Annotated in this window: 8 protein-coding genes; 6 read left to right on the forward strand and 2 right to left on the reverse strand. The window is 70.6% G+C overall.

Going from position 1 to position 10,651, the window contains the following annotated elements; genetic code table 11:
* Nucleotides 1-62: 62 nt before the first annotated feature.
* Both ACFWY9_RS44095 and ACFWY9_RS44100 read right to left on the reverse strand, forming a co-directional pair.
* Nucleotides 63-785 carry a DUF305 domain-containing protein gene (locus ACFWY9_RS44095; protein ID WP_378325891.1) on the reverse strand — a complete coding sequence of 241 codons (723 nt, stop codon included), beginning with the start codon at nucleotides 783-785 and terminating at the stop codon, nucleotides 63-65.
* The gene (locus tag ACFWY9_RS44100) at nucleotides 782-1,588 is read right to left on the reverse strand and encodes a DUF3105 domain-containing protein (RefSeq protein WP_378325905.1); all 807 of its coding nucleotides are present in this window, start codon (nucleotides 1,586-1,588) and stop codon (nucleotides 782-784) included. Before ACFWY9_RS44100 ends, ACFWY9_RS44095 begins: the two co-directional genes overlap by 4 nt.
* Nucleotides 1,589-1,795: 207 nt before the next feature.
* Here ACFWY9_RS44100 and argS point away from each other — a divergent pair, with 207 nt between their 5' ends.
* The 6 genes from argS (at nucleotide 1,796) to rho (ending at nucleotide 10,600) form a co-directional block, all read left to right on the forward strand.
* The gene (gene argS, locus ACFWY9_RS44105; protein WP_378325893.1) at nucleotides 1,796-3,454 is read left to right on the forward strand and encodes an arginine--tRNA ligase; all 1,659 of its coding nucleotides are present in this window, start codon (nucleotides 1,796-1,798) and stop codon (nucleotides 3,452-3,454) included.
* 4 nt (nucleotides 3,455-3,458) lie between these two features.
* Nucleotides 3,459-4,889 (forward strand): diaminopimelate decarboxylase, encoded by a 1,431-nt coding sequence (gene lysA / locus ACFWY9_RS44110; protein ID WP_378325895.1) that lies wholly within the window; start codon nucleotides 3,459-3,461, stop codon nucleotides 4,887-4,889.
* 3 nt (nucleotides 4,890-4,892) lie between these two features.
* Nucleotides 4,893-6,206, forward strand: a complete 1,314-nt coding sequence (locus ACFWY9_RS44115; protein WP_378325896.1) for a homoserine dehydrogenase — start codon at nucleotides 4,893-4,895, stop codon at nucleotides 6,204-6,206.
* Nucleotides 6,207-6,282: 76 nt separating this feature from the next.
* Nucleotides 6,283-7,344, forward strand: a complete 1,062-nt coding sequence (gene thrC, locus ACFWY9_RS44120; RefSeq protein ID WP_378325897.1) for a threonine synthase — start codon at nucleotides 6,283-6,285, stop codon at nucleotides 7,342-7,344.
* The gene (gene thrB / locus ACFWY9_RS44125) at nucleotides 7,341-8,222 is read left to right on the forward strand and encodes a homoserine kinase (protein WP_378325899.1); all 882 of its coding nucleotides are present in this window, start codon (nucleotides 7,341-7,343) and stop codon (nucleotides 8,220-8,222) included. The genes thrC and thrB overlap by 4 nt, the downstream gene beginning before the upstream one ends.
* A gap of 416 nt (nucleotides 8,223-8,638) precedes the next feature.
* Nucleotides 8,639-10,600, forward strand: coding sequence for a transcription termination factor Rho (rho, locus tag ACFWY9_RS44130; protein ID WP_378325900.1), 1,962 nt, complete (start codon nucleotides 8,639-8,641; stop codon nucleotides 10,598-10,600).
* Nucleotides 10,601-10,651 lie beyond the last annotated feature (51 nt).

The following is a 10,651-nucleotide window of genomic DNA, read 5'->3' on the forward strand; positions in this document are numbered from 1 at the left end:
GAAGGCCTCCTTACCGGCGTTGAGCGCCGGTAAGGAGGCCTTCACGGACCGAACGGCAGAAGTCAGGGGGCGGGCAGCGGATCGGCGCCGCGGGCCTTGAGCATCAGGGTCATCTGGTTCATCTCGGCGCCCTGCGAGGTGAGCATGCTCTGCGCCAGCGCCTTGACCGCGGGGAGCTGCGAGTGGTCGTAGCCGTACTGGGCCATGTCCGTGCCGCCCTGGTGATGCCGGAGCATCAGCTGCAGGAAGTCGACGTCGAGGGCCTTGCCGGTGAGGGTCCGCATCTTCGACAGCTCGGCCTCGGACGCCATCCCTGGCATCGGCGCGCCGTTCGCGGGCTGCATGGACATCGGCGCGGAGCCGCCGTGCCCGTGCCCCATCGGCTCGGTCATCCACTTCATGTAGGCGCCGATGGCCTGCTCGGGCTGGCCCCACAGCATGAGCCAGCCCTTCATCCGGCCGACCTGCTCGAGCTGGGTGCTCTGGATGTCGAACGCGAGCTGCCGGATCTCCGGGTCCGCCGAGTGGTCACGGGCCCAGTTGGCCATGGTGACCGCCTGCAGGTGGTGCACCGACATGTCCTGCGCGAAGCCGACCTCGACCGAACCCGCCTTCGGGGTCGCGGTGTCGTCCGAACCGTCGGAGAGGCGGGTGAGGAACATCCCGACGGTCGCGCCGATCAGCAGGACGGCCAGCATGGCCGCCCCGACGATCACCCAGCGTGACCAGCCCGGTCGCTCCGGTGGCGACTCGGGCACGGCCTCGTGGTCGGCTTCGGTGCTCACTTTCCGGCCGGTTTCGAAGCGGGCGGCTGGTTCATCCCGCCCGGCTGCTGTTCGCCCTGGGCGCCGGTGCTGCCCTTGTAGTCCATGGGCTTCGCGTCGGGGCCGGGCTTCGACGGGTCGAACGGCGGCGGGTTGTTCGGGTCGAACTGGCCGGGGCCGAGCGCGTCGCACGAGGCGCCGATCTCCGGGTAGACCCCGTTCGGGTTAGTCCGCAGCGCCGCGACGAACTGGTCGATCCGCGGGTCGTCGGCGCTGTCCAGCTTGAGCTGGTGACCCCACGACTGCAGCGAGATCGGCTTGTCCAGGCCGGGGTAGGGGGAGAGCATCATGAACGGCTTCTGCGAAACGCGGGCCCTCAGCAGGTCGTACGCCTCACCCTTGACCTGGTCCGGGTTGTAGGCGATCCAGATCGCGCCGTGTTCGAGACCGTGCACCATGTTCTCGTTGCGGACCGGGTTCGGGTAGACGACGCCGTTGCACGCCGCCCAGAAACCGTCGTGCGGCCCGCCGAAGGGCGGGGTCTTGTCGTAGGCGACCCGCTCGGTGGGCAGGACGTGCACACTGCCGGTGTAGGTCGCGGTGGTGACGCCGGAGATGCGCTTGGACGGGTCCGGGTCCTGCGCGGACGGCGCGTAGGCGGCGGCGGCCGCTTCCCGGTCGGCCTGTCCGCGTTTGGGCGCGGATTGCACCATGTAATAGGTGAACACCGAGGCCGCGAGCGCGACGACGGCGACCACCGCGATGATGGTGCCCCAAGGTGTGCCCTTCTTGGACACGACGGAAGTGCTCCGGGCCGCCTTCATCGCGTTCTTCGGCGTCCCCTTCTTCCTGGTTGTCCCGTTCGCCATGGCTCCCGCGTTCTCCTCCTGCGGCCCCGGACGGACCTGCCCCCGGCAAGTGTAGAGACCGTGCGTCTGATCACCGTGAACGCGTCGGCCGATCACGCAGGAGAACCGGCGCCGCCGAGACCGCTGCGAGCGCCCGACCAGGGCACACCTAGAATTCCGCGAGTGACTCCCGCCGCTCTCGCCGACCTGGTCCGCAGCTCCGCCGTGCAGGTGCTCAGCGCCCGCGGTCTCGACACCGCCGTGCTGCCCGAGCAGGTGACCATCGAACGTCCCCGCAACCCCGAACACGGCGACTACGCGACCAACCTCGCGCTCCAGGTGGCCAAGAAGGCGGGCCTCAAGCCGCGTGACTTCGCCGAGGCGCTGGCCGAGGTCGTCGCCGCGGCCGACGGGGTCGACGCCGCCGAGGTCGCGGGCCCCGGCTTCCTGAACTTCCGGCTCGCCGCCGACGCGCAGGGCGAGCTCGTCCGTCAGGTGCTCACCGCCGGTGACGGCTACGGTCTTGGCGACGCGCTGGCCGGGCGCCGGATCAACCTGGAGTTCGTCTCGGCGAACCCCACCGGCCCCATCCACCTCGGCGGCACCCGCTGGGCCGCGGTCGGCGACGCGCTGGGCCGGGTGCTGGCCGCGCAGGGCGCCGACGTCACCCGCGAGTACTACTTCAACGACGCGGGTGCGCAGATCGACCGGTTCGTGCGGTCGCTGATCGCCGCCGCGAAGGGCGAGCCCGCTCCCGAAGACGGCTACGCGGGCGGGTACATCAGCGACATCGCCGCCGAGGTCATCAAGGCCTCGCCCGCCGCGCTGTCCCTGCCCGATGCCGAGCGGCACGAGACCTTCCGCTCGATCGGCATCGAGCTGATGTTCGGTGAGATCAAGCAGAGCCTGCACGAGTTCGGTACCGACTTCGACGTCTACTTCCACGAGAACTCGCTGCACGAGTCCGGCGCGGTGGCCTCGGCGGTCCAGGAGCTGAAGGACTCCGGGAACCTCTACTTCGAGGACGGCGCCTGGTGGCTGAAGTCGAAGGAGTACGGCGACGACAAGGACCGCGTCGTCATCAAGCAGGACGGCAACCCGGCCTACATCGCGGGCGACCTGGCCTACTTCAAGGACAAGCGCAACCGCGGCTTCGACCTGTGCATCTACATGCTCGGCGCGGACCACCACGGCTACATCGCGCGGCTCAAGGCCGCCGCGGCGGCGTTCGGCGACGACCCGGCCACCGTCGAGGTGCTCATCGGCCAGATGGTGAACCTGGTCAGCGACGGCAAGCCGGTGCGGATGTCCAAGCGCGCGGGCACCGTGATCACCATGGAGGACCTCGTCGAGGCCGTCGGCGTCGACCCGGCCCGCTACGAGCTGATCCGCTACTCCGTCGATTCCACTTTGGACGTCGATCTGGACCTGCTGCGCAAGCACTCCAACGACAACCCGGTCTACTACGTCCAGTACGCGCACGCGCGGCTGGCTTCCTTGCAGCGCAACGCGAACGACCTCGGCCTGAAGTCCACTGAGGACAGTGTCGATTTCGGGTTGCTGACGCTGCCCGCCGAGGGCGATCTGATCCGCACGCTCGGCGAGTTCCCGGCGACCGTGCGCCGGGCGGCGGAGATGCGCGAACCGCACCGCGTCGCCCGGTACCTCGAAGAGCTCGCCGGCGCCTACCACAAGTGGAACGCGGTCGGCCGGGTGCTGCCGAGGGGCGACGAGGAGGCGACCCCCCTCACCTACGCCCGTCTCGCGTTGAGCGAGGCCACTCGCCAGGTGCTGGCGAACGGACTGTCCCTGCTCGGTGTTTCCGCTCCGGAACGGATGTAATCGCATGGCACACCCCGCGGGCCCCCGCCACGCCGACGTCTACCCGCACGCCGACGCCTCCGGGTTCCCGCCCGCGAGCGCGGACGAACTCGACCGGCTCTACCCGAAGGTCTGGCCCCGCAACACCTATCGCGCGCCCGACGGCGTCGTGCGGATCGCCGGGGTCGACGTCCGTGAGCTGGCCGAAACCTATGGCACGCCGTTGTTCGTGGTCGACGAGGCGGACTTCAAGTCCCGCTGCGCCGACTACGCCGAGGCGTTCGACGACCCGTCGCTGGTGCACTACGCGTCCAAGGCGTTCCTGTCCATCGAGATCGCCCGCTGGGTGGCGGAACAGGGCCTGAGCCTGGACGTCTGCAGCGGCGGCGAGCTGGCCGTGGCGCAGCGGGCGGACTTCCCGGCCGAGCGGATCACCTTCCACGGCAACAACAAGTCGATCGCCGAGCTGGAGGACGCGGTCCGGGCCGGGGTCGGCACCGTGGTCGTGGACTCCTACTACGAGATCGCGCGCCTCGCGGATGTCGCGGCGCGGCTCGATGTCGTGCAGAAGGTGCTGATCCGGGTCACGGTCGGCGTCGAGGCGCACACGCACGAGTTCATCGCGACCGCGCACGAGGACCAGAAGTTCGGTTTCTCGCTGGCGTCCGGGGACGCGGCCGAGGCGGTGCGGCGCGTGCTCAACGCGCCCTCGCTCCAGCTGATCGGCCTGCACAGCCACATCGGCTCGCAGATCTTCGACGCCGACGGCTTCGAGGTCGCCGCACGGCGCGTCGTGGGCCTGCTGGCCGAACTGGCCAAGGAACACGGCACCGAGCTGCTCGACCAGCTGTCCGTGGTGGACCTCGGCGGCGGATTCGGTATCGCCTACACCGACAAGGACAATCCGCCGCCGCCCGCGCAGATGATCACCCAGATCCGGGAGATCGTGCGCAAGGAGTGCGAGTACGCGGGGATGCCGGTGCCGCGCATCGCGGGCGAGCCCGGCCGCGCGATCGCCGGTCCCGGCACGATCACGCTGTACGAGGTCGGCACCATCAAGGACGTCGCGCTCGGCGACAACGCCGCGCGCCGCTACGTCAGCGTCGACGGCGGGATGAGCGACAACATCCGTACCGCGCTCTACGACGCGGTCTACGACTGCCGCCTGGTTTCCCGCTCCGCGGCGGACGGGGAGGAGCCGGTCGCGGCGACTTTGTCCCGGGTCGTGGGAAAACACTGTGAATCCGGCGACATCGTGGTCCGCGACTGCTGGCTGCCCGACACCCTGGCACCCGGCGACCTGCTCGCCGTCGCGGCGACCGGCGCGTACTGCTACTCGATGGCCAGTGGCTACAACCGGCAGCCGCGCCCGGCGGTGGTCGCCGTGCGCAACGGCAGCGCACGGGTGCTGCTGCGGCGGGAGACGACCGACGACATGCTGCGCCTGGAGGTTTAAACGGTGTCCACAGTAGACGATCGGCGCAGTATCAGGGTCGCCCTGCTCGGCTGCGGCACGGTCGGTGGCGAGGTCGTCCGGATCCTCGCCGAACAGGGCGAGGAGCTGGCCGCGCGGGCGGGCGCGCCGGTCGAGCTGGCCGGGATCGCGGTGCGCAGGCCGGACAAGCACCCCGAGCTGCCGCCGGAGCTGCTCACCGCGGACGCGGCCGAGCTGGTCACCCGCGACGACGTCGACGTCGTGGTCGAGCTGGTCGGCGGGATCGAGCCGGTGCGCGGCTGGCTGCTCGCGGCGCTGGCGGCGGGCAAGTCCGTGGTCACCGCGAACAAGGCGCTGCTGGCCGAGCATTCCGGGGAGCTGTTCGCCGCCGCCGACGCCTCGGGGGCTGACCTGTACTTCGAGGCCGCCGTCGCCGGCGCCATCCCGCTGCTGCGCCCGTTGCGGGAATCCCTTGCGGGGGACCGGATAACCCGCGTCATGGGCATCGTCAACGGCACCACGAACTACATCCTCTCCGCGATGGACGCCACCGGCGCGGGCTACTCCGAGACCCTCGACGAGGCGAGCAGGCTCGGGTACGCCGAGGCCGATCCCACCGCCGACGTCGACGGCTACGACGCCGCGTCGAAGGCCGCCATCCTCGCTTCCCTCGCGTTCCACACCCGGGTGACCGCCGCCAATGTGCACCGCGAGGGCATCGCCGACGTCACCGCCGCGGACCTCGCCGCCGCGCGGATGCTGGGCCGCACGGTCAAACTGCTGGCGATCTGCGAGCGCGTCACCGACGACAACGGCGTCGAATCCGTGTCGGCCCGCGTGCATCCGGTGATGATCCCGCGCAGTCACCAGCTGGCCGGGGTCGGCGGCGCGTTCAACGCCGTCTACGTCGAGGCCGACGCGGCGGGCGAGCTGATGTTCTACGGACAGGGCGCCGGGGGCGCGCCGACCGCGAGCGCCGTGCTCGGCGATCTCGTCGCGGTGGCACGCAACCGCGTCGCGGGTGGGCGTGGGCCGCGCGAGTCGGCCCACGCGGCGCTGCCGGTGCGGCCGATGGGCCAGACCCCGACGCGTTACCACGTAAGCCTTTCGGTGGCCGACCGCGCGGGCGTGCTCGCCCAGGTGGCGCAGGCGTTCGCCGGGCACGGGGTCAGCATCGCGGCGGTGCGCCAGCGCGACGCCGACGACCGGGCCAGCCTGGTCGTGGTGACGCACCTGGCTCCCGACGCGGCACTACAGTCCACAGTGGACGAGATCGGCAAGCTGGACGTGGTGCACGACGTCGTCAGCGTGATGCGGGTGGAAGGCGAAGACACATGAGCGAAGCTTGCGAGCGAATCATGGATATCATGCGCCAAAAGGGATTCGGCGCTGTCTCGCGAAGCGAGGCGTTCGCATGAGCATCAAGGCGTGGCCCGGAATCATCGAGGCGTATCCCGATCGGATCCCCGTTCCCGCCGGGGCGAAGGTCATCACCCTCGGCGAGGGCAACACCCCGCTGCTGCCCGCGGCGCAGCTGTCCGAGCTGACCGGCTGCACGGTCTACCTCAAGGTCGAGGGCGTCAACCCGACCGGTTCGTTCAAGGACCGCGGGATGACCGTCGCGATCACGCACGCGCTCGCCAGCGGGCTCAAGGCCGTCATCTGCGCGTCGACCGGCAACACCTCGGCCTCGGCCGCCGCGTACGCCGCGCGGGCCGGGCTCACCTGCGCGGTGCTCGTCCCGCAGGGCAAGATCGCGATGGGCAAGCTCGCCCAGGCCGTCCTGCACGGTGCGCGGATCCTCCAGGTGGACGGCAACTTCGACGACTGCCTCGAACTCGCCCGCAAGACCGCCGCCGACTACCCGGTGACCCTGGTCAACTCGGTGAACCCGGTGCGGATCGCGGGCCAGAAGTCGGCGGCGTTCGAGGTGTGCGACGTGCTCGGCGCGGCGCCGGACATCCACTGCCTTCCGGTGGGCAACGCGGGCAACATCACCGCCTACTGGGCGGGGTACGCCGAGTACGCCGCCGACGGTGTGGTGAAGAACACCCCGCGGATGTTCGGTTTCCAGGCCGCGGGCGCCGCGCCGCTGGTGCACGGCGAGCCGGTCGCCGATCCGGACACGATCGCGACCGCGATCCGCATCGGCAGCCCGGCCTCGTGGGACGGCGCGGTCAAGGCCAAGGAGGCCTCCGACGGGCTCTTCGAGGCCATCACCGACGCGAAGATCCTCGAGGCGTACCGGCTTCTCGCCAGCAAGGAAGGCGTCTTCGTGGAGCCCGCTTCGGCGACGTCGGTCGCCGGGCTGCTCGCCACCGCCGCCGACGGACGGCTGCCGAAGGGCTCGACCGTCGTCTGCACGGTGACCGGCCACGGCCTCAAGGACCCCGCCACGGCCTTGGAAGGCAACGTCGAGGTCGAGCCGCTCGCCGTCGACCCCTCCGCCGTCGCGGCGGCGCTGGACCTCTCGTGACCGGGTTCCGCGTCACGGTCCCGGCGTCCACGGCGAATCTCGGCCCCGGTTTCGACGCGCTGGGCCTGGCGCTGGCCAGGTACGACGTCGTCGAGGTCAGGGTCGCCGACGACGGCCTCAAGGTCGAGGTCACCGACGCGGGCGCGGGCGGCGTGGAGGACGTCCCGACCGATGAGACGCACCTGGTCGTGCGGGCCATCCGGCGGGCCTGCGCGCAGCTCGGCGTCGAGGTGCCCGGGCTGCATCTGCGCTGTGCCAACGCGATTCCGCACGCCCGCGGGCTCGGTTCCTCGGCGGCCGCTGTCGTCTCGGGCATCGCCGCGGGCTACGCGCTCGCGGATCGCCCGCTCGACGATGACGCGCTGCAGCTGGCGGCGGAGTTCGAAGGCCACGCGGACAACGCGGCGGCGAGCCTGCTGGGCGGGCTGGTGATCGCCTGGTCGGAAAGTGACCGATTCCACGCCGAGCGGCTCACCCCATCCCCGGAAATTCGCCCGGTGCTGGCGATTCCGCCGACCCGCTCGTCGACGGAGGCCACTCGCGGCCTGCTCCCGGCCCACGTCCCGCTCGCCGACGCCGCGCACAACGCGGGCCGCGCCGCGCTCGCGGTGCGCGCGCTCACCGAGCGTCCGGAGCTGCTGCTGGCGGCCACCGAGGACCGGCTGCACCAGGACTACCGGGCCCCGGCGTACCCGGCCAGCGCCGCGCTGGTGCGTACGCTGCGTGCCCACGGCGTGCCCGCCACGATTTCCGGCGCCGGTCCCACCGTGCTCGCGCTGACCACGACGGGAATATTGCCGCCATCGGTCGACGTTGCCGGTTTCGACGTCGCCGAACTGGTCGTCGACCTCGCCGGTGTGCAGGTTGCGGCTCTGTAAAGCCTCGGTCACGTGAGTGGCCGGGTACCCCGCCACGCGGGGGGTGGTTGTTGCACCCGGCGAGGGTGCGGTCTACCCTCGGGGGCGTTCGATCACCGTGCGTTTCCGCACCCGATGCCGGTCATGGGGAGCCTCGGAGCCTCCCGGAGCCGCATCCTTCGTCGATCCGCCAGATCCGCACCGCCTGGCTAGCGGGATAGCGGAGTGACGCAGGCGGGTTTCCGGTCTCGGCGGTGCCGAATTCCGTTTCCTTCGTTAGGAGGAGGCAAACCCCTGTGCTGGCTGCCTGCCCGCCGTGTCCCGCACGGCTAGGCTGCGACTTGCCCGCATCGGGGACAGAACGCCGTTTCGCAATCGGACGCGGGCGGTGGTCCGCTGATCCACCTGGAGGCGTGGATCGGTCAGGAAGGACATGTGTGAGCAACACCGATCTTTTGAGCGGAGACGTGGACAGTCAGACACCGGCCGCCGCGTCCAACGGCACCGAGTCGAACGGGACTGCCACCGCTCCCAAGCGCCGGACCGGGGGTTTGTCCGGCATGGTCATCGCCGAGCTGCGCCAGCTGGCTGGTGAACTGGGTGTCGGTGAGACCGCGGGTATGCGCAAGGGCGACCTGATCGCCGCGATCCGTGAGCGTCAGGGCAAGACCAAGCGCCGCAGCAGCGCCGCCGCCGGTAGCCAGACGTTGCCGCTGGAGGGTGTCGGCGAGGCGAAGAAGCCGGAGCCGAAGGCCGAGGCCACGCAGGCGGAGGCACCCAAGGTGGAGACCAAGGCCGAGCCCGCCAAGCGCGAGCCGGTGAAGGCCGAGGCGCCGCGGCAGGCGTCCGAGGACGCGCAGCCCGCCCGGGAGACCGAGCGCCCCGCGCAGGACAAGCAGGACGCCCAGCCCGCGGGCGAAGGCCAGGAGCAGGGTGGCGAGGGCGGCCGCAGCAGGCGCCGCCGCGGTGGTGCGAACCGCTCCGCCGGCCAGGACGGCCAGGGCGGCAACCGCCAGGGTGGTAACCGGGACGGGAACCGCGACGGTGGCAACCGTGATGGTGGCAACCGTGACGGGGGCGGCAACCGGGGCGGCCAGGACCAGCGCCAGCGCAACCAGCAGGACGGCAACCGCGCCCAGTCGGACGACGACGAGGAAGGCGGCCGTCGCGGGCGGCGCTTCCGGGACCGTCGGCGCCGAGGCAGTGGCGGCGGCCGCGGGGAAGGCGGCTCGCCGGACACCGAGATCCGCGAGGACGACGTCCTGCTGCCCGTCGCGGGCATCCTCGATGTGCTGGACAACTACGCGTTCGTGCGGACTTCCGGCTACCTCGCCGGCCCGAACGACGTGTACGTCTCGCTTTCGCTGGTGCGCAAGTACGGCCTGCGCCGTGGTGACGCGATCACCGGTGTCGTGCGCCAGCCGCGCGAGGGCGAGCAGCAGCGCCAGAAGTTCAACCCGCTGGTGCGTGTCGACTCGATCAACGGACTGGAGCCGGACGAGGCCAAGCGCCGTCCCGACTTCACCAAGCTGACCCCGCTGTACCCGAACGAGCGACTGCGGCTCGAGACCGAACCGCACAAGCTCACCACCCGCGTCATCGACCTGGTGATGCCGGTCGGCAAGGGACAGCGCGCGCTGATCGTGTCGCCGCCGAAGGCCGGTAAGACCACGATCATGCAGGACATCGCGAACGCGATCGCGACGAACAACCCCGAGTGCCACCTGATGGTCGTGCTCGTGGACGAGCGTCCCGAAGAGGTCACCGACATGCAGCGGTCGGTGAAGGGCGAGGTCATCGCCTCCACCTTCGACCGCCCGCCGTCCGACCACACCTCGGTCGCCGAGCTGTCCATCGAGCGGGCCAAGCGCCTGGTCGAGATGGGCCACGACGTCGTCGTGCTGCTCGACTCGATCACCCGCCTCGGCCGTGCCTACAACCTGGCGGCCCCGGCGTCCGGCCGGATCCTGTCCGGTGGTGTCGACTCGACCGCGCTGTACCCGCCGAAGCGGTTCCTCGGTGCGGCGCGCAACATCGAGAACGGTGGCTCGCTGACCATCTTCGCCACCGCGATGGTGGAGACCGGGTCGACGATGGACACGGTCATCTTCGAGGAGTTCAAGGGCACCGGCAACGCGGAGCTCAAGCTGGACCGGAAGATCGCCGAGCGCCGGGTGTTCCCCGCGGTCGACGTCAACCCGTCCGGTACCCGCAAGGACGAGCTGCTGCTCTCGCCGGACGAGCTCGCGGTCACGGTGAAGCTGAACCGCGTGCTGACCGCGCTGGACTCGCAGCAGGCCATCGACCTGCTGATCTCGCGGCTGCGCAAGACGAAGACCAACATCGAGTTCCTGATGCAGGTCTCGAAGACCGCCCTCGGTTCGTCCGACGACGACTGAGTCCCGGCCTGTCCGTGAAGGCCTCCTTCACAGCGCTAGACGCTGTGACGG

This window comes from Amycolatopsis sp. NPDC059027 (assembly GCF_042739735.1).
Taxonomy (GTDB): Bacteria; Actinomycetota; Actinomycetes; order Mycobacteriales; family Pseudonocardiaceae; genus Amycolatopsis.

What these genes read in the sequence shown, in the direction of transcription:
- ACFWY9_RS44100 (WP_378325905.1), bottom strand. Translation starts at nt 1,588, where the DNA reads ATGAAGGCGGCCCGGAGCACTTCCGTCGTGTCCAAGAAGGGCACACCT.
- lysA (WP_378325895.1), top strand. Translation starts at nt 3,459, where the DNA reads ATGGCACACCCCGCGGGCCCCCGCCACGCCGACGTCTACCCGCACGCC.
- thrC (WP_378325897.1), top strand. Translation starts at nt 6,283, where the DNA reads ATGAGCATCAAGGCGTGGCCCGGAATCATCGAGGCGTATCCCGATCGG.